Annotated in this window: 18 protein-coding genes; 9 read left to right on the plus strand and 9 right to left on the minus strand. The window is 52.0% G+C overall.

What is annotated here, in order from left to right; all coding sequences use genetic code 11:
- Nucleotides 1-9 precede the first annotated feature (9 nt).
- The 3 genes from A6R74_RS21015 to A6R74_RS21025 form a co-directional block, all read right to left on the minus strand.
- On the minus strand, nucleotides 10-582 hold the full coding sequence (locus A6R74_RS21015; protein ID WP_064236430.1) for a CAP domain-containing protein: 573 nt from the start codon (nucleotides 580-582) through the stop codon (nucleotides 10-12).
- Nucleotides 563-1,051, minus strand: coding sequence for a pyridoxamine 5'-phosphate oxidase family protein (locus A6R74_RS21020; protein WP_064236431.1), 489 nt, complete (start codon nucleotides 1,049-1,051; stop codon nucleotides 563-565). The genes A6R74_RS21015 and A6R74_RS21020 overlap by 20 nt, the downstream gene beginning before the upstream one ends.
- A gap of 142 nt (nucleotides 1,052-1,193) precedes the next feature.
- Nucleotides 1,194-1,583: a lysozyme inhibitor LprI family protein gene (locus A6R74_RS21025; protein ID WP_064236432.1), complete on the minus strand. Its 390-nt coding sequence runs from the start codon at nucleotides 1,581-1,583 to the stop codon at nucleotides 1,194-1,196.
- A gap of 141 nt (nucleotides 1,584-1,724) precedes the next feature.
- On the opposite strand from A6R74_RS21025, the gene A6R74_RS21030 reads away from it, so the two are divergent.
- A complete protein-coding gene (locus A6R74_RS21030; RefSeq protein ID WP_064236433.1) occupies nucleotides 1,725-1,985 on the plus strand; it encodes a putative hemolysin in 261 nt (86 codons plus the stop codon).
- A gap of 37 nt (nucleotides 1,986-2,022) precedes the next feature.
- On the opposite strand, the gene A6R74_RS21035 is transcribed toward A6R74_RS21030, so the two are convergent.
- From A6R74_RS21035 to A6R74_RS21055, 5 genes are all read right to left on the minus strand, one after another.
- A complete protein-coding gene (locus A6R74_RS21035) occupies nucleotides 2,023-2,304 on the minus strand; it encodes a hypothetical protein (protein WP_240488290.1) in 282 nt (93 codons plus the stop codon).
- 105 nt (nucleotides 2,305-2,409) lie between these two features.
- On the minus strand, nucleotides 2,410-3,612 hold the full coding sequence (locus A6R74_RS21040) for a lipocalin-like domain-containing protein (protein ID WP_064236435.1): 1,203 nt from the start codon (nucleotides 3,610-3,612) through the stop codon (nucleotides 2,410-2,412).
- Nucleotides 3,609-6,110 carry an ABC transporter permease gene (locus tag A6R74_RS21045; RefSeq protein WP_064236436.1) on the minus strand — a complete coding sequence of 834 codons (2,502 nt, stop codon included), beginning with the start codon at nucleotides 6,108-6,110 and terminating at the stop codon, nucleotides 3,609-3,611. The genes A6R74_RS21040 and A6R74_RS21045 overlap by 4 nt, the downstream gene beginning before the upstream one ends.
- A complete protein-coding gene (locus A6R74_RS21050) occupies nucleotides 6,107-6,772 on the minus strand; it encodes an ABC transporter ATP-binding protein (RefSeq protein WP_064236437.1) in 666 nt (221 codons plus the stop codon). Before A6R74_RS21050 ends, A6R74_RS21045 begins: the two co-directional genes overlap by 4 nt.
- Nucleotides 6,773-6,858: 86 nt before the next feature.
- Nucleotides 6,859-8,418, minus strand: a complete 1,560-nt coding sequence (locus A6R74_RS21055) for a sensor domain-containing diguanylate cyclase (RefSeq protein ID WP_064236438.1) — start codon at nucleotides 8,416-8,418, stop codon at nucleotides 6,859-6,861.
- Nucleotides 8,419-8,787: 369 nt separating this feature from the next.
- On the opposite strand from A6R74_RS21055, the gene A6R74_RS21060 reads away from it, so the two are divergent.
- The 8 genes from A6R74_RS21060 (at nucleotide 8,788) to A6R74_RS21095 (ending at nucleotide 17,586) form a co-directional block, all read left to right on the plus strand.
- Nucleotides 8,788-9,543, plus strand: coding sequence for a GntR family transcriptional regulator (locus A6R74_RS21060; protein WP_064236439.1), 756 nt, complete (start codon nucleotides 8,788-8,790; stop codon nucleotides 9,541-9,543).
- Nucleotides 9,540-10,751, plus strand: a complete 1,212-nt coding sequence (gene manD, locus A6R74_RS21065; protein ID WP_064236440.1) for a D-mannonate dehydratase ManD — start codon at nucleotides 9,540-9,542, stop codon at nucleotides 10,749-10,751. Before A6R74_RS21060 ends, manD begins: the two co-directional genes overlap by 4 nt.
- A gap of 63 nt (nucleotides 10,752-10,814) precedes the next feature.
- Entirely contained in the window at nucleotides 10,815-11,837 is a 1,023-nt protein-coding gene (locus A6R74_RS21070) for a Zn-dependent oxidoreductase (RefSeq protein ID WP_064236441.1), read from the plus strand.
- Between the two features lie 50 nt (nucleotides 11,838-11,887).
- On the plus strand, nucleotides 11,888-12,889 hold the full coding sequence (locus A6R74_RS21075; RefSeq protein ID WP_064236442.1) for a C4-dicarboxylate TRAP transporter substrate-binding protein: 1,002 nt from the start codon (nucleotides 11,888-11,890) through the stop codon (nucleotides 12,887-12,889).
- Nucleotides 12,890-13,025: 136 nt separating this feature from the next.
- Complete coding sequence (locus tag A6R74_RS21080; protein ID WP_064236443.1) at nucleotides 13,026-13,511, plus strand: TRAP transporter small permease; 486 nt, start codon at nucleotides 13,026-13,028, stop codon at nucleotides 13,509-13,511.
- A gap of 60 nt (nucleotides 13,512-13,571) precedes the next feature.
- Nucleotides 13,572-14,852 carry a TRAP transporter large permease gene (locus A6R74_RS21085; protein WP_064236444.1) on the plus strand — a complete coding sequence of 427 codons (1,281 nt, stop codon included), beginning with the start codon at nucleotides 13,572-13,574 and terminating at the stop codon, nucleotides 14,850-14,852.
- A gap of 66 nt (nucleotides 14,853-14,918) precedes the next feature.
- Nucleotides 14,919-15,935 (plus strand): 3-dehydro-L-gulonate 2-dehydrogenase, encoded by a 1,017-nt coding sequence (yiaK, locus tag A6R74_RS21090; RefSeq protein ID WP_064236445.1) that lies wholly within the window; start codon nucleotides 14,919-14,921, stop codon nucleotides 15,933-15,935.
- 184 nt (nucleotides 15,936-16,119) lie between these two features.
- Nucleotides 16,120-17,586 (plus strand): mannitol dehydrogenase family protein, encoded by a 1,467-nt coding sequence (locus tag A6R74_RS21095; protein ID WP_064236446.1) that lies wholly within the window; start codon nucleotides 16,120-16,122, stop codon nucleotides 17,584-17,586.
- 67 nt (nucleotides 17,587-17,653) lie between these two features.
- Here the strand turns inward: A6R74_RS21095 and A6R74_RS21100 are convergent, their stop codons facing one another.
- The gene (locus A6R74_RS21100) at nucleotides 17,654-19,153 is read right to left on the minus strand and encodes a sodium:solute symporter family protein (RefSeq protein ID WP_064236447.1); all 1,500 of its coding nucleotides are present in this window, start codon (nucleotides 19,151-19,153) and stop codon (nucleotides 17,654-17,656) included.
- Nucleotides 19,154-19,170 lie beyond the last annotated feature (17 nt).

A 19,170-nucleotide genomic window follows, 5' to 3' on the forward strand; every position in this document is an offset into this window, starting at 1 on the left:
GGTGGGTGCTTAGCGAGGATGGCCAAGTGTTTGTGTCCAGTAGGACGAATAGCGTGACTCCGAATCCTCGGCTTTCGCCATGCCCATCTCGGTAAAGGCGTCATTCATGATGTTTTGGCAATGGCCGGGGCTGTCTAGCCAGCCTTCCACCACGGCGGAAACAGAAGTGAGGCCAGCGGCGATATTTTCCCCCACGGCTTGCCATACGTAATCCTGATTGCCCACCCGTTGCTCGATACCTGCGCCATCCGGGCCGGTATGGCTAAAGTAGTCATTCTCGGCCATGTCCTGGGAGTGGCTCTGGGCTGCTGCTTCAAGCTTACAGCTCCATGTTAACGGCTCTACGGCCTCAAACTGTTGATCTCCGCATTGTCGCGCCTGGCTACGCGCCTCGTTGATTTGAGACAGCATTGCCTGCTGCTGATCGTTGAGTTCGCATTCACCCTTACGGGTAGCATCATCATTCTGGGACTGGCTATTGGCCCATGCGCTGCCTGACGCCAGGAGCATGACGAGCATTAGACTGGAAAGCGCCCCAGCAGCGGGGCGCTTGAGAAGGAAGTTACCCACCGAACTTTTCATTCTCACCAAGGTTCGGGGTGGCATCCTTTTTGAGGTTGGCTTTGGCGATTTCGTAAAGCTGGAACGTCTTGCTCTCTTTGGCTTTCCAGTGCTCGCCCATTTGCACTTTGATTTCGAGCAGGGCGACGTCAGGGTCGTCCTTGCCTTCCGGGAACCAGGCGGCGATGAAGGGGTTCCAGTATTTCTCGATCAATTCGCGGTTATCGGTCAGGTTGGCTTTACCCGATAACGAAACGTAGACGCCATCTTCCTGGTCGGAGAAGCTAAGGCACACATCGTGGTCGCTTTGGGTTTCAAACACTTTTTCGGCACTGCGGCGGGTGAAAAACCACAGGGTGCCATCGTACTCTTCCTGCACTAGATGCATCGGACGAGCCCGGGGCACTTCGTGATCTAGGGTTACCAGCATGCCGACTTTAATATCTTTGATCATCTTCCAGATCTTCTGCTTATGCTCTGGGCTGGACATAATTTCACTTTCCTTATGAAATGGGTTTTCTATATGAACACAACCATCTTTATGTATATGGCCTGTACAAGGTTAGCTGCCATTTTCGATAACAGCAAACCGAGTCTCCCGCATGCCTCTCGGCGGATGCCGGCTCTTATTCCTAGGGTTGCATGAGTGCTTCGAGCTCATCTGCGCGATTGGTCGTTTCGGTTAGTACGCAAGAGTTGGCACTGATCCGCGCCAAGGTGCCACCTTCTGGGTTGGCATAAAAATCACAGTTAGCCTCCTTATACGCAATCCAAGCTCGCTGGGCGGTTAGCAGTTGCTCTTTACGACTATCACTCAACTGGCTGCGCAGTTGCTGGTAGTTGTCGTTGAGCCGCTTGTCTTCGCGTTCAAACTCTTCCGTAATGCATGCCACAATGTCCACGGTGGTGACCGCGGTTTCTAAACAGGCATCATTTGACTGCCGGGCTTCTTCGCCATAAACGACAGCACTCGCCAGTAGGGTAGTGCTGAACAGGCAGAGCGGAAGTAGGAGGTGTTTCATTAGGCATTTTCTCTATTTCGGTGCTGACACTGAGCCGACACTGGGTCATTGGGATTGGTAACTTCGTTATTGTTCTACGAATATGAAGGGTAGTCGATGCATGGCTAGGTCAACAGGCTCTAGGGACGAAGGAAGATCACAATGTCGGTATGTATTGGTAACCTATATCGCTACTTAGCAATTCCAGCAGTACTGGTGCTCGCCGGTTGTGCCAGCGGCAGGGGAGGCCCGGATTCAGCCAATCAGATGACGCAATATGCCGCTGAATATTGTAGAAGCCTCGGCGGGGAGAATGTAATTCGCGAAAGCAGCCTGGGCACGGGTCGCTACTGCCGCTTGCCGGATGGCCGGGTTGAAAATGAGTGGAAGCTATATCGTACTGAGCGTCTCGATAATGACTAGCTGGCGCTTTTTATCGCATTCTTGGCGGTCATTGTGATTAACTGTTTTTGGCGGTATGACGTTTTTTAAACCCAATTAGAAACGCTAGCAGCCCGCACGCCAGTGCTGGCAGCAGCACATCAAGCGCTGAGTCTAACGTCCACCCACGCCAGACGCCTTCAAACATACCGACCGGTAGCGTTTCACCCCACTCCCAGCCACGTTGGATACCTAACCTGTATTCGTGCTGCGCGATCTCGCGCCCGAGCAGTATCGCCACCGGTATTACACCGGCCACGCGAGCAGAAACAAACGGTAGGAGTGAGAGCTGAATGATCAAGGCGATAATGACATGCTCTAAATGGGTAATGTCGATATCCGTGCTCCTGTGTCATCCCGAAATGGTGAAGGTTTTGCTACTGCGGCAGTTTTCGATATTCCCTACTCAATACCCGGTCATTTCCAGATACCCCTTGCCCAGCGGTTCGCCGCTGGCGCGGTCGTTAACCAGCACTTCGCCTTCCCAGTAGGGCACGCTGGTGTCCATCCAGCGGTTGGCGTGAGGGGCTTCAATTGTCATATCGAGGCCTGCTGATGGCACTTCCAGCCGCCAGCGGGTGGGTACATCGCGCCCGGCGACAGCTGAGGTTGCCAGTGGTGTTAGTGTGATGTCATCGGTTGCCAAGGGCGTGGCTTCGCCCTGTGGCGAAATCCAGGTGCCTGAGCGGTAGTCTGCGCTTGGATGTGTATCTTCGCTGCCATCACTGCCACCACTGCCACCACCACGTAGCTGAAACGCCATCAGCTTATGACCGTCTTCAAAATGAAGCGAGAACCAGTCCCAGCCGGATTGGCGGGCATCCAGCAGTTGGCTGCTCCATTCACGATCCAGCCAGCCGCGGCCGCTGACGGTTTTGGTCTCGCCGTTGAGGGTGACATCGCCCTCTATCTGCCAGAAGGGCTGGCTGTAGTACATGGAGCCTTGACCGTTAGCGGCTTTTTGACTGAACCCTCCGTCGCCATGCAATACCAGCGGCCCTTCGGCGGTCAGCGTTAATGAATAGCCAAAGCGGCTATCCCCTTCGCCGCTATAGGCGGTGAGGGTAAGGTTATCGAAATCGCGGTGATCGACTTCATCGTTTGCTTTAAGCTGCCAGTCATCCAGCCAGGCGTGAAACGGGCTGGCGATTACGCCTGCTTGGCTGTCGTTGGGCGCACTCAATGGCGCCTGTGAATGGCTGCGCCCAAAGCGTTCGGCCACTTGGTGGTGCTCACCTTGAGAGATAGCCATATGCGCCATCCACAGCTGGTCTGCTGCCCAGGGCGCAGGTTCGGGGCGTTCGTTGGGCGGCATTAGGGCTTGACGAAACAGGGTCCACTGCAGGCCGAGGGGCTCGCCGGACTCATCTTCCAAATTGGCGGTTAAATACCACCATTCGATGCGGTAATCGGGGTGCGCTGAATGATCCGTAGGGAAGGTAAGTGATGAGTTTGACTCGGCGTGTTGGAACCCCGCGGCATCCTGGCCCAATCCGGCAAAGCCTGCACTACTTCCAGTCGTGGGATCTTCTTCGCCGCAGCCTTGAAGCATCAACGCAAGGGTAGCGATCAGCAGAATAGGCAGGTTTGGCAGTCGTCGTACGCTCATTGGTTGGCCTCTTCTGCTAGTAAGGCCCGCGGTGAGGCGCGCCAGAAACGCAGCGTGGGCAGGGCCGCTGCCAGTAGTGCCACAATGACGGCGGTTGCTAGCGTAATGGCCATCTCCCAAGGAAACAGATAAAGCGGCAGTCGCCAGCCGAAGGCGGCCACATTAATAATCGCCACTAAGCCCCAGGTAATCGCAATACCCAGTGGAATGGCCAGCAGGCCGGTCACTAATGCCGCACCGCCCAGTTGTGCCAGGTTCAATTGTGCCAGCTGTACTCGGGGCACGCCCAGCGCCCAGAGGGGTGATAACTGTTGGCGTCGGCTGCGCGCCTGGGCCAGCAGGCTGGCGAACAGCGCTAGTGCCGCGACCGCTAGGGTCAATACATTCAGCGCGCGAGTAATGGTAAAGGTGCGCTCGAAAATCTCGGTGGCGATACGCTTGATCTCGGCTTGATCGCTCAGAGCATCGTTGCCGAGGTTAAAGCGTTCGCGCAGGGCAGCCCGAAGGGCATCAACATCGGCGTTTTCATTCAGCACTACTCCCATGGAGCTTGGCGGCGCATTAAAACGTGCGGCAAGCTGAGGCGACGACATTAACACCTGGCCGCTAGGGTTGCCGTAGTCGGGATAAACAGCGGTGATGGTCAGCGTTTCATTGGCGCCCGGCGCGCTTAGGGTTAGGCGATCGCCGGGGGAAAGGTTCTCAGCGGTGGCGAGTTGCTCGTTAACAAAAACTGCGCCATCGTCAAAGGCTGTCCAGGCGGATGAGCGGTCTTGTTGAGTTGCCAGTAGCGGCCAGTGAGGCGTTAGGGACTCGCCTGGGGTAATGCCGTAAAGCTCGATAGGCAGGCCTATCGAGCGACTGCCTTCTGGCGTAGTGGCAGCCTGCAGGGTAGCGTTGCTACGCCGAGTAAGCAGCCGTTCGGATACCTCGGCGCGATTAGCAAGCCAGGCATCAATTTCGGCGTATTGTTCGCTGGGAGCATTTAAGTAGAGTGGGGCGACCAGGCGCTGATCAAGCCAGTCTAAAAACGTGAGACGAAAGCCGCCGACCATACTGCCGACACCCAGATTGGTTGCCAGGGCGATGAGCAAGGCCATCATGGCCAGCGAAAGCTTGGGTAGCTGAAGCTGCATATCCGCGACTGCCCAGTGGATAAGCGGCCGCCGCCGGGCAAAGTGTGCCAGCACTCTCAGTATCAACGCTAAAAAGGGCGGCAACCACAGGGCACTTGCCAGCAACAGCGCGGCAATCAGCCCAAAGCCTGCCACTAATCCATCGCCAGGGGGTTGAAGGCGGAGCCAGGCATACAGTGCTAGCGCAATACTCAAAGCGAGTGCTCCGCCGATGCTCATTAGCGTTAATTGACGGCGGTAACCGCTACGCCAGGCCTGCATCTGGCCCAGTTCCAGCATGTTTAAGCGTGCCGCGCGCCACAGAACAGCGCTGCCCGCCAGCAGCAGCCCACCAAGGCTAACCGCAAGCCCGCCGACCCAGTAATGCCAGGGCAGATTGAGCTCTTGCCCCACGCCTGCGCCATAAAGTGAGCCCAGGGTTGCCGCCACATCGGGCAGTAACACACGTGCTAGCCATACGCCGCTGGCTATTCCGGCAAGCGCTCCGATTAACCCGAGCAGGATTAACTCTAAGCTGAGCGCTAGCACTAAACGGCGCCCTGATACACCCAGCACGCGAAGGGTGCGTAGCATGCCCAGGCGCTGCTCCAACGCTAAGCCTAGCGCCGCTTGAACAATGAATAGCCCTACGACCCAGGCTAGTAGCCCCAGCGCGGTAAGGTTGAGGTGGAAGCTTTCCGTCAGTTGACCGGGCGAGGCAAGCGTTGTGGCGCGGGTGAGTGTTAATCCGGGGGGCGCTTCAGAGAGGGCGCCCGCTGCGGTCACAATATGCGTAATCTTTTCGCTGCTTTCAAGCAACCGCGCTGCTGCGGCAATATCCATGATCAGCGTGTCTGGCGGTAGCGCTGGCGACAAAACGAGCGGTGGGAGTGTCTTGCCATCTGCCAAGGTTGGGGTAGCGCCCGATGCGTTTTCGCGCTCTATCCCCAGGGCTGCCAAGGCGTCAGGCGCTACCCGTGTTTGCCATGGGGGGGTTAGAAAATCACTCAACGACGCGGAGGTGTTTGTTTGGGCTAGGGCGTTATCGCTGGATAGGGTCAGTGGGTCAATACCGATCAGCGTTAGCCGGGTGCCATCTTGGGTAACGACGGCACCCTCTAACATGGGCGAAACGGGCAAGCCTGCCTGGCGCAGGGCGTAATACTCGGCACGCGTGAGGGGCGTGCCATCGCGCCGCTCTAGTTGATCCAGCTGGGTGTCAAACAGCGCGTCGGCGCGGGCGTAGCTGTCGCGCGCGGTGGCGTTGATCGCTTGAATACCACTCCATAGGGCACTAGCCACCCATAGGCCGAGCAGCAGCATGACCAATTGACCGGGGTGACGGCGATAGTGGCTAAGTAGCGTGGATAGAACCTGGGTCATGGTGCCGCGTCTAGTAGACGACCGTGGCTTAGGCGTAGGCAGCGATCAAGCGGAGCCGCTACTTGGAGGCTATGGGTGACGATTAGCAGAGCGCACTGAGTTTCGCGAACCAGGCTCAATAGCAGTTCAAGTACCTCGCCTGCGGTGGTTTCATCCAAATTGCCCGTGGGCTCATCGGCAAGTAGCAGGGATGGGCGCGGTGCCAGAGCTCGGCCAATGGCTAAGCGTTGCTGCTGTCCCCCGGAGAGCTGCTCTGGGTAACGTTTTTCCATGCCAGCCAGCCCTAGCCGCTCAATTAAGTAGTCTGCCCAGTCGGCATCGTCGCGTTTGGCTAAGCGCGCCTGCAGGCGCAGATTGTCGAGCACCGTTAGGCTGGGGACTAAATGAAACTGCTGGAAGACTAAGCCCAGTTGCTCACGGCGCAGCTTGGCGCGGGCGGGCTCAGCTAATGACGCGACGTTCTGGTCTTTAAAGGTGATCCTGCCTTGGTCGGGAAGATCCAAACTGGCGGCAAGGTGCAGTAGGGTGGATTTGCCACTCCCAGACTCCCCCATTAGCGCCAGACTGCGCCCTGCGGCCAAACGTAGGGAGACATCTTCGAGTACCCTTAGCGGGCCTTGCGGCGTCGCGTAGGTTTTATGTACCTGATGAAGTTCCAGCATAGGGAGTACTCATATATTGCTACAGATAGAGCGATAGATAGATATAGCGATAGAGGGGACTCGAACCAGTCATGTCATGTAAAAGACTAGTCGTTAATAGGCGTTACCGTCGCGCCACGATCTCCGTACACTGCTATGCCGCCGCGCCCGGTGTGCTTGATGAAATACATGCTCTTATCGGCGGCATCAATAAGTTCATCAGCACTGCCAAATCCGCCGTCACCTAAACAGGCAATACCGATGGAAACCGATACATGGATGGGTTCCTGGTCATCGTGAGCCATCGGTGTTTTTTCTAGGCGCTGGGTAATGCGTTTGGCGAATACCTGGGCTGCCTGTGCATCTTCATCGGGTAAAACGACCAAAAACTCTTCGCCGCCCCAGCGCCCCGCAAGATCGCCGTCACGAATGAGTGACTGTAGCGTTTTACCGAATTTTTGCAGCACATTGTCACCCATTTGGTGGCCGTATTGATCGTTTAGCTTCTTAAAGTGGTCAAGGTCAATAAACACCACTGACATGATGCGAGACTGTTCCTGGCACAAGACAAAGCGCTTATGCATCTGCTCTTCAAGCCAGGATCGGTTGGCAAGACCGGTGAGCATGTCTGTTCGTGAGCGCTCTTCTAATTCATCTTGGCGTAGGCGAAGAGAGGCGAGCTCCGCTTGGTGCGTATCAAGGCGCGCTTTGAGCTGTAGCGTTTGTTGGAATAACAGTTGTTGCGCTTCAGCCAGCAGTGATTCGTTATTTTGCAAAGGAGGAGCCGTCATTTGCAGCATATCCGCCAGTGCTGGCAGCTGTTCCTGAATATTCTCGAGTAAGTGCCGTAAAGATAGCGCGTTGGCGCCCTGATAGGTTTCAAATTCTCGCACCACGGCGACTAGTAACTGCGCTGGGTGGGACGAGAGCCAGGCATCGGCAATGGGCCCCGACAGTTGAATGCATAACCTATCGGGGGCGGTAATGTCGTATTCGCCGTGACTATCACTGATGCGCTGAGCAAGCGGTGTCGGAACCCCCCACTTAGCGGCAAGCCAAGCGCCTACTTGAGAGTGATCGCAGCCAAAAAGCTGTCGTTCAGACTCAGATAACTGCCGATGGGATAGTGCGATTTCCGTGTATAAATGATTGCTCTCTTTAGGGTATGTCGCCCGTAATGCCATGATCCCAATGTCTTGGAGCAAGGCTGCCGTAAATACAGGCCCTGCCATGTCGGGGCAGAGACGGATGGCAAGATGGCGCGCTGCTATAGAGGCAATGATTGAACGCATCCATACACGCTGGTAATGAACGTCAATTCCCCTGTTTTGAAGTAGGCTGAAGCTCATTACCGCTGCTAGCGTGGTGTCTAAACCCAGACGGGCCGTCGCTTCCTGGCACGCGTGCACCTTTGTATGGCTACGCGAGAAAAAAGCACTGTTGGCAAGGGTAATGATCCGCATGGTCAAGGCGGGATCACGCTCTATGGCATTGGCGTATTCGTTTACGGAGGGGTGCTCAGTGCGGGCTATTCTCAAAACGTTGATAGCAACGGATGGCAGCGTAGGCAGTGTCTGACAACTGAGTAGATCAGCTACCAAAAATGTAGGCAATTCAGTCGATAAGACTAGGTCTTTCGAATTATCCTTTGTCTGAATGACCCGCATCCCTCTCTCCTAACTATAATTATCTTGAAGCAGCCCTAAGCCCCAACTGTTTTATAACGCCTGCCAAATTGGGCAGTGGCCTTGGTATTCATTCGTTTGTATTAAACCATCTTAGGCGAATAGCTTGCTAAATACCTACATATAAATGCCAACACGCTTAGAGATTGATAGTTAAAAAGTACGCTAAACCAGGCTGTTATGTAAGGTGTATGTTCAAATTAGGTATGAAATTGACGATTAGGAAATGCGCCATGCTGTGCGACTAAAGGGTAAAGCATTTGGCCTTTTTTTATTTTTATCTAACTACCATACTAGTCATATCAGGTCTGGCCGCTACTGCCACGAACTTCTCTATCAGGATTAGGTGCAATGCACACAACATTACAAACGCTATGGCAGGAAACCCACGATGGAGAATCGGTTCGCCAACGGCTATTTCATGTGCTGAGGCAGTCGATTATCCAGATGGTGCTGGCGCCGGGGCAGGCGCTATCGGAAAAGGAGATAGCCGACACCTTTTCGGTTAGCCGTCAGCCAGTGCGGGAGGCTTTCATAAGGCTCTCTGAGGCTGGGCTGTTAGAAGTGAAGCCTCAGCGCGGCACTTATGTGGTCAAGATCTCTCAGCGGGCGGTACTTGAGGCTCGCTTTGTACGTGAAGCGGTTGAAGTAGCCGTAGTGAAGTTGGCGGCAGAGAAGGGGATTGAGCCAGCGATGCTGACGGAACTGCATGATCTGTTAGCGCGGCAGCGCCGTTGTATCGAGCCTAACGATACGGACCGGTTTTATCGTCTTGACGAAGCCTTTCACCGAACGCTTTCGCTGGGGGTGAAGCAGCATGCAGCCTGGAAGGTCATCGAAGAAGTCCGCGCTCAGCTTGATCGGGTACGTTACCTCAGTATGCCTCACAGCACCCCGCTGGAACGGCTTGTGGATCAGCATGCAAACATCGTGACTGCCATTGAGGCGCGAGACGTTCAGAAAGCTGAAGAGGCGATGATGCTGCATCTGCGTGAGATTTTGGTCTCTATGCCTGATCTAGTGCGTCGTTTCCCCGCCATGTTTGAGGGCCAAGCAGCGTTTGAAGAACAACAAACCCCAGCTTTGCAGCAGGAGACGATTCAATGAAGATAGAGCAGGCTTATACCATTGTGACCTCGCCAGGGCGCAATTTTGTGACGTTAAAGATTGTGACCGATCAGGGCGAATACGGTATTGGCGATGCCACCCTCAATGGCCGTGAAATGGCCGTTGTGGCTTATTTGGAAGAGCACGTAATCCCGACGTTAATCGGGCGCGATCCTCAGCGCATCGAAGATATCTGGCACTACCTTTACCGCGGCGCTTACTGGCGGCGCGGCCCCGTTACCATGAGTGCGATTGCCGCTGTGGATATGGCGCTTTGGGACATTAAAGCGAAACTGGCGGGCATGCCGCTTTACCAATTGTTAGGTGGTAAGAGCCGTGACCGCGTCATGGTCTATGGCCATGCAACGGGACGCGACATCGAAGCGTGCCTGGAAGAGGTCGCCCGCCATGTGGATGAAGGCTACAAAGCTGTGCGTGTTCAGGCGGGCGTGCCTGGCATTGCGAGCATTTATGGTGTTGCCAAAAAGGAGGGCGAACCTTATGAGCCTGCTGATTCTGACTTGCCCGCCGAGCATGTCTGGAGTACCAGCAAATACTTAAATCATGTGCCCAAGCTGTTTGCCGCCGTACGTGAGCGCTTTGGGGACGATCTACATGTGCTACACGATGTTCATCACCGCCTGACGCCCATTGAGGCTGCTCGCTTAGGCAAAGAAGTGGAGCCCTACCATCTGTTTTGGCTTGAAGACTGCGTACCGGCTGAAAACCAGGAGGCGTTTGGGCTGATTCGCCAGCACACCACCACACCGCTGGCGGTGGGCGAAGTCTTCAACAGTCTGTTTGACGCCAAAGCGCTAATTGAAAACCAGTGGATCGACTATATCCGCGCCACCCTTACCCACGCTGGCGGTATTACCCATGTGCGTCGCATCGCCGATTTGGCGGGTCTTTACCACGTGCGTACCGGCTTCCACGGGCCGACGGATCTTTCGCCGGTGTGCCTTGGCGCGGCGATTCACTTTGACACCTGGGTGCCCAACTTCGGTATTCAGGAGTATATGCCGCATACCAGCGCCACTGACGAGGTCTTTCCCCATGATTACCGCTTTGAAGACGGGCATTTCATTGTTGGCGAAACGCCGGGGCACGGCGTTGATATCGATGAACAGCTAGCCAAGCAATATCCCTATAAGCGCGCCAGCCTCCCAGTGAATAGGTTGGAAGACGGCACCCTGTGGCACTGGTGAACTGGGGAAACTGGTGAGCTGGGGCATGGGTATTTTAAAGCACGGGTAAGGAGGTTGACGTCAATGAAAGCATTTCAGGTGAAGGCGCCCCACGACTATCAGGTCGCGGATGTTGAGCCGCCCAAGGTAGCCGCAGGTGAAGCGCTAGTGCGTGTGGCATTTGCCGGCATCTGCGGCTCGGATATGCATATTATCCATGGCGATAACGCTTTTGTGCGCTTTCCGCGTATCACCGGTCATGAGTTTGCCGGGGTAGTAGAAGCAGTGGGGGAAGGTGTGCTCGGCGTTGCCGTCGGAGATCGCGTCTGCGTTGACCCGGTTATTAGCTGTGGTGAGTGCTACCCCTGCCGGATTGGCCGCCCCAATGTGTGCAGTTCGCTTGAGGTGATCGGCGTGCATCGCGATGGTGGCTTTGAAGAGTTTGTTGCCGTCCCCGCGGCTAACGTGCACCACCTACCCGAGCATATTGGGCTAGACGCTGCTGCCTTAGTTGAGCCTTACACCATTGCTGCGAACGTGCTCGATCGTATGCAGCCGCACCCTGGTGACCGGCTGATGATTCTGGGCGCCGGCGTTATTGGTCTGACAATCCTGCAAATGGCCCTGGCTAAGGGTATCGAAGAGGTCATCGTCACTGACGTTATTAATGAGCGATTAGCGGCAGCAAAACAGCTTGGGGCAACGCAGGTATTTAATAGCCGCGAGCAGGATGTGGAAAAAGAGGTGCTTGCCTTAACCCAAGGGGAAGGCGTGCCGCTGATTGCCGATGCAGCCTGCGTGCCAGCGCTGTTACCGCAAATGCTGCGTTTAGCATCGCCAGCGGGGCGCATTGGTCTGCTGGGCTTCAGCGTTCAACCCAGCGAGCTAGTGCAGTTAGAAGTGATTAAGAAAGAGCTGACCCTGGTTGGGTCGCGACTCAACAATCGTAAGTTTCCGGAGGTGCTTAAGCTAATGGCAAGTGGGCAGTTGGATCCGTTGGCGTTAGTTAGCCACCGGTTGCCGCTAAGCGACATGCCCAGCGCCATCGACATGCTTGATCATCGACCAGAAGAGGCCCGCAAGGTGCTGATTCAAATCAGTGCTTGAGGGTGGGACAGGGCCTCGGACTGAAATAACAACTTTTGAGGAATTCACCGATGAAAAAAACAATACAATTTCTATATGCTTCGACAATTTTATTGCTCATAAGCGCGTGTGGACAGGAGAGTGCGGATAATAACGCAGATGCTGATGAGACTTTTAGTTTAAATGTTGGCATCGCAATGAACGATAAAGATCCCATGTACGAGGGAGCTATGCAGTTTAAGCAAGCAGTAGAGGAACGTACCAGAGGGGGGGTGGAAGTCAATGTATTCTCTAGCTCTCAACTTGGTAGTACAGCTGATCTTCTAGAGCAAGCTAAAGTGGGTGCCAATGTAGCAACTTTGACTGATGCGGGTCCACTAGGCGACATGGTACGTGAGATTTCAATTCTACAAGCGCCTTACATTGTTGATGATCTAGATGAAGGGCGGGAATTAGTGTCTTCAGAGCTGTTCCGTAGTTGGGAATCTGAGTTAGTTGTTCATGGAGTGAAAGTTTTATCCTTTAACTGGTTTCAGGGCGAACGACATCTGGCAACAACTCAACAGGTGCTAGTGCCCGAAGACTTAAGTGGCTTATCAATTCGTACTAATGGTACTTCAATAGTTAATAAGGCTATTGAAGTAATGGGCGGGAACTCCACTGGTTTGGCATGGGCTGAAGCATACCCAGGCTTACAGCAAGGTGTTATTGATGGTGTTGAAGCTCACTATTCTGCTATTCATGGCGCTCGATTGCCTGAAGTTATTGATTCAATTGCGAAAACTGGTCATTTTCAGCTTTTGACAGCCCTGACAGTTGGCACAACTTGGTTTGATAGTTTGCCTGTGGAATATCAAGAAATATTAATTGATGAGTCTACTAATGCTGGAGAGTACGCTTCTAGTCTTAATGTTGAAAAGGCAATGGAATATGAAGAGCAGATGAAAGGCGAAGGAGTTAGTATTAACCAAGTTGATATTGAGTTGTTTAGAGAAAGAGCTGATCGGTTTTATGATGAGTTTGAAGATTTAAAAGAGTTGCGAGAAAAGGTTAATGAAACGCTAGGTAAGTAAAGTGAGTTTTAAGATCGCCAAGACGATACAAGTGTTATAAATTGTCTTGGCGAGTTTTTTTGCAGTGGTTATTGTGTTTGTTTAAATAACGATTTCAACTGTTAGATGCCAAAAGTATTTATAAGAGGAGGTTTCTGTGATAAAAATAATTAGCTTTTTTACTAAGATGGAAGAGTTTGTATCCAGATTGTTGCTGTCAATTGTCGTTCTATTGGTATTCTTTACTGCAGTTGGGAGGTGGGCAGGATTGCCCGTTGCCTGGTCGGTAAATATTGCCCAGCTGCTTTTTGTTTGGATAATTTTTTTGGGTTCAAACCAGGCGCTTAGAAACAACAAGCACATTGGTGTTGATATTTTTAGCAACCTGCTGCCAAGAAGGTTACAGGTGCTGAATGAGATTTTTGTTTTGATATTAATGTCAGCATTTCTGCTGCTCAGTGTTGTTTATGGGGTAAAGCTAAGTATTGATAATTCTACTAGAGTGATTAGTAATACTCCGATCAGCTATTCATTCATTACAATGGCTGTCCCAGTAGGTTCTTTTCTAATGTTTCTCACTGTGATTGGAAAAATTTACTCTATAGTTTTTGGATGTGAGAGAAATGGTCTTAGGCGTTTTTGATTTTGTATATTTTGTTGTTTATTTGTGAGCTGATTTTTATTGATATATAGGGTGATCAAAATGATGCTAGTGTGTATATTGTTTTTAGTTTTTCTTTTGATGAATGTGCCTATTGCATTTACTATAGGTATCGCTAGTCTTTCTTTTTTCTTGGTAGAGCCAAACCTACCTATATCCCTTTATGTTCAGCGTATGGTTAGTGGAACTCAATCTTTTCCATTGCTAGCCGTACCTTTCTTTGTATTGGCAGGGCATATTATGAATGCCGCGGGTATTACTAAAAGATTGATTCGTTTTGCAAATGCTTTAACTGGTCATTTGATTGGTGGTTTAGCTCATGTCTCAATTGTTTTAAGTGGGCTTATGGGTGGTGTTTCTGGATCGGCTAATGCTGACGCTGCAATGCAGAGCCGAATCCTTGCACCGCAAATGTTAAAGCGGGGGTACTCGGGAGGATATGCTATTTCTGTTATAGCTGTAAGTTCGCTTATTACGGCAACTATTCCGCCAAGTATTGGCTTGATTCTTTATGGCTTTGTCGGTGAGGTTTCAATTGGTAAACTCTTCATTGCTGGTATTGTGCCTGGTGTGCTGTTAACTTTTGTTTTAATGATAACCTCTTACATTATTGCTAAGAAAAGAGGATATGATAGTCAAGTTAACATCGAAAGGCCATCTTTTAATGTTGTGGTTGATAGCTTTAAAGATAGTTTTTGGGCATTGTTGTTTCCCGTTATACTGATTGTAGGTATACGTTTTGGTATATTCACTGCTTCTGAAGGTGGAGCTTTTGCGGTCGTTTATGCTCTTTTTATAGGTGCCTTTGTATATCGTGAACTAAGTTTTTCTAAAGTTAGGGAAGTGCTTAGTGCAACGGTGATGGACAATGCCGTTATCATGCTGATAATTTCCACTGCAGCAATATTGGGATATCTTGTTACCTATGCCCGTGTACCCCACAGTATTTCCGAACTTATAATGGGTGTTACAAGTGAGCCAGCGCTAGTTTTACTTCTAGTGCTATTGTTCATATTAATAGCTGGGATGTTTATGGAGGCAACAGTAAACACACTTTTGTTGACTCCTATCTTTTTGCCTATCGTTCAACAATTTGGCGTCGATCCGGTTCACTTTGGAATTATCATGATGCTTATAGTAACGCTAGGTGGAATGACACCTCCTGTTGGAGTAACGATGTATACAGTCTGTTCATTAACAGGAATATCTATTGATCAATATTTGAGGGAGTCTTTCCCATTCTTGCTTTCTGTAGTGGTATTGGTGCTTGTGCTTGCTTTTTTTCCAGGTATCGTCATGTTCTTACCTGATCTTTTGATGTGAAATTTGATGTTGCGCTTAGACACAGCATCTTACAGCGGTAATTAATTTTGTTGAGAGGAAAATAAAATGACTAGAATACCTTTTGAAGTAATGAAAAATGAAATTCAGCGTATATTGTTAAGTAAAGGTTTTGATGAGGAGCGTGCTGAAGAATGTGCGAAATTATTTTCAGAGGCAAGTCTCGATGGTGTGTATTCACATGGATTGAATCGTGTTCCTCGTTTCGTTAACTATATTGATAATGGTTGGGTTGATATTCATGCCAAACCAACTCTAGTTAGTAGTCTAGGTATATTAGAGCAGTATGATGGAAACCTTGGCCCTGGAAACCTTAATGCCAAGTATTCAATGGATCGTGCTATTTCTCTTGCTCACGAAAATGGTGTTGGGATAGTAACGGTTAAAAACTCTAGTCATTGGATGCGAGGGGGGAGTTATGGATGGCAAGCGGCCAATGCTGGTTGCATAGGGCTTTGCTGGACGAACACTGAATCGTGTATGCCGCCATGGGGAGCTAAAGATCGTAAAGTGGGCAATAACCCAATGATTCTTGCTGTGCCTAGGCCGAATGGCCCTATTGTGCTTGATATGGCAATGTCTCAATTTTCCTATGGAAAGCTAGAGGTCACGAGACTTAATAATGAAATTTTACCTGTTGACGGTGGTTTTGATAGTGAAGGAAACCTGACAAGAGTTCCTGAGAAAATTGAGAAGTCAATGCGTATCTTGCCCGCAGGGTATTGGAAAGGGTCTGGGCTGGCGATCATGCTAGATTTAATAGCCGCCTTGTTATCAGGGGGGCTATCTACTAGCAAATTAGATGCTATAAAACCAGCTCCGCATGTATCTGGATATGGTGTTTCACAAGTTTTTATAGCGTTTAATCCAATCAAGTTATCGTCAGAGAGTTTTCTAAATGAAACTGTCAATGAGCTTGTAAGCTATCTGCACGAATCTGAAACTGCTGAAGGGTACAGCACAGTCAGTTATCCTGGCGAAAGAACCTTACAAACAAGAAAAGATAACTTTGAAAAAGGTATTCCCGTCGATGATGACATTTGGAATATAGTTCTTAGTTTATGAATGCTTAAATAACGGTTGAGATGTTTTTTATATCGATATGGTTGATAACGCCAATTTTTTAAAGGGGTGTTCTTAACTTCTATTGATAGTTTTGTGGAAGTACTTTCAGCTTGGTAGATATTTGGCGCACACATTGTTGACTCTCCAAGAGACCTAATAGTGTGCGCCTAACCAGGAGAGACACATGAGTCAAGTATTGCAGCTTCCTGCTAGCGAAATGGAAAAGCACGAAATCGGTATCGTCCACCTGGGCTTAGGCGCCTTCCATCGCGCTCACCAAGCGGTGTACTTAGAGCGTTACCGCCAACGCAGTGGCGATGGTGAGTGGGGCGTCTGCAGCGCGAATTTACGCTCTAGCGTGGGGTTAGTCGACGGATTAAGTGCGGCAGGGCATCGCTATCATGTAGCGGAGTACGCCGACAGCGAGCGCATCACGCTGCGTGAAATAGGTGTAATTGAAGAGACGCTGTTCTCGGGTCGCGATGGCGCGGGCAACTGGAGCCGCGACAGGGAGGCTTTGCTGGCGCGTATGGCGTCTGCGGATACCCGCATTGTTACTTTAACGGTGACCGAGAAGGGCTACTTTTTAAACCCCGCGAGCGGTGAGTTAATAGCTGATGACCCGATGATCATTGGTGATATAACTTCGCCCCAACAGCCGCGTACTGCCCCTGGACTATTGGTGGAAGCGTTAGCTCGGCGGCGTGAGGCAGGCATTGCCCCCTTTACCGTGCTGTCTTGCGACAACATGCCGGATAACGGTAAGCGTACACGCCAAGCAGTGGTGCAACTGGCCGAGCATCGAGACGCAGAATTGGCCAGTTGGATTGCCACAGAAGTGGCGTTTCCCAGCAGCATGGTGGATCGTATTGTGCCCGCGATGACCGACACCGACTATGAGCGCTTAGCGGTACTGGGCGTTACCGATCCAAACGCTGTGGTATGCGAAGCGTTCACGCAGTGGGTGGTTGAAGATAACTTCCCTCAGGGACGCCCAAGCTGGGAAGCCGAGGGCGTTGAGATGGTTGCCGATGTGGCGCCCTTTGAAACAATGAAACTGCGCATGCTCAATGGCAGCCACTCATTGCTTGCCTATCTTGGCGCACTTGCAGGTATCGACACGGTTTTTGAAGGTGTCAATCACGTCGAACTTCGGACGTTGTTGCGCCGTTATATGCTTGAAGAGGCGGCGCCGACACTGGATATGCCTACAGGAATAGATTTAGAGAGCTACGCCGATTCGCTGTTAGCACGCTTTGCCAATGACAGTTTGCGTCATCGTCTGCAGCAAATCGCTATGGATGGCAGCCAAAAGCTTCCACAGCGCTGGCTAACTGGCACGCTGGAACGTGCTAACGCGGGCCAAACGTCACCCTGTGTGGCGCTGGGAATGGCAGCCTGGATTCGCTATACCGCAGGCGAAGATTTGCTGGGGAATAGCTACAGCGTTGATGACCCGCTGGCCGCGCGTTTTGCCTCGCTTCACCAGGCACACGGTTCCGACAGCACTGCACTAGTAGCCGCCTTTTTGGCCATAGACGATGTGGTGTCTAGCGCACTGGCAAAAGACACGGCGTTTACACAGGCGGTGTTGGCGGCGTATCAAAAGCTGACCCAGGATGGGTTGCGTGAGGCGCTCGCAGCGCTATAAATACTTGTACTAAAAACCCCGCTGATTGATTAAATCAACGGGGTTTTTGGGTACTAATGACTACCTGTTAGCGCGCAGTAGAAGGCGCTTCGGCACCGGTCAGTGTCGGCTCAGGCACTTGCTCCATACGTTTGCGCTCTTGGTCGAGAATTGCCAGTGCCTGGGCTGAGGTAACGCGGGAAGCCGGCGTGACGAGGCTTACAATCACACCCGCTACCAGTGCTACTAGCACCGCAGGAATGCTCGGGTTGCCCCAGAAGGCTGTCCAATCGCTATTGGCAATAATCGTCAAGGAAGTCGCCGACGCGCAAATAAGCGTCGCGATAGCACCTTGCCAGTTATAGCGCGGCCAGAATCGGCCCAGCATGGCACTCACAAACAGTCCTGAAAGAATTGTCGAGATCATACGGGTGATGTAGGTGATGACATTGTCTGAGGCCAGCGCGAACAGCAGCGCCAGGCCAATGGTTGCAACGAGCGCAATACGCGAGAAGCGCACTACATTTCGCGCTGAGGGCGTGTGGCCCGTTGCCAGCACATACAGATCGCGGATAAGGGTTGAAACACCGGCAATCGCATCGGAGCTGGCGCTCGACATGGTGGCGGAGAGGCCCGCTACCAATAGCAGTAGTCCTAATCCTAAGGGCATAATTTCAGTGGCCAGGAAAGGGAAGGCGAAGTTGCTATTTTCAAGCCCAGGGTTAAGGGCGTGGGTGGCCATACCAATAATCGCCGGAATGATCGAAAAGCCCAGGTAAAGAACGCCAGTGATTAAGAACGAACGGCGTACCGACTTCACTGATTTACCTGAGTATATCCGTTGACGAAAGGAGGGCGTAGCAAGCACGCCAATGGCAATAACGGCGGCCAGTGACAGCGCCGGTAGCGCGCCAATTTGACCAATACCTAGAAAGCTAGTAGCGCCTGCATCCATACCTGCCGTAAGGCCGGAGAAGCCACCAACCTCAACCAGTGCCAGTATTGCCATCAAGATAAAGCCCGTGAACAGCACGACTGCTTGAATGGTGTCCGTCCAGATAACCGCAAAATAACCCCCCACCACGCAGTAAATGCCAAAGCCTAACGCCACCAGAATGCGCGCAGTGGTTAGATCGATACCTGCCATCCAGGAGAGGTAGAGACCGCCGCCAAGAATATGTGCGCCCAGCCAGCCTATACAGGCGATATAGATAAGTAGCGCGACCACATTACGTACCAGCCGGTTGGCGCCCACGTAGTAGGCGAGTTCCTCGCTCATGGTCATAAAGCGCAGCTTACGTACGGGAGCAAAACAGACCGCGAGAAGTAAAATACCCACGGCCCCGCCAAGCCCGTATAAAGCACCTGCCCAACCGTTGGCGTAACCGAATCCAACGGCGCCCATGCTGGAGCCAGTCCCCACCATAGTCGCCACCGTAGTGCCCACGGTAAGAAAGAGCGGCACGCTTCGCCCGCCGAGTAGAAAGTCGTCGCCGCTGCCGCGTTTATGCCTTGAAACCCACCAACCAAACGCGATCATCGCGACGATGTAGAGCACAAAGGTGATAAGGAATATTTGACTGTTCATGTTAACCTCTTATCGTT

The sequence above is a fragment of the Halomonas sp. ALS9 genome, assembly GCF_001651035.1.
GTDB lineage: Bacteria > Pseudomonadota > Gammaproteobacteria > Pseudomonadales > Halomonadaceae > Vreelandella.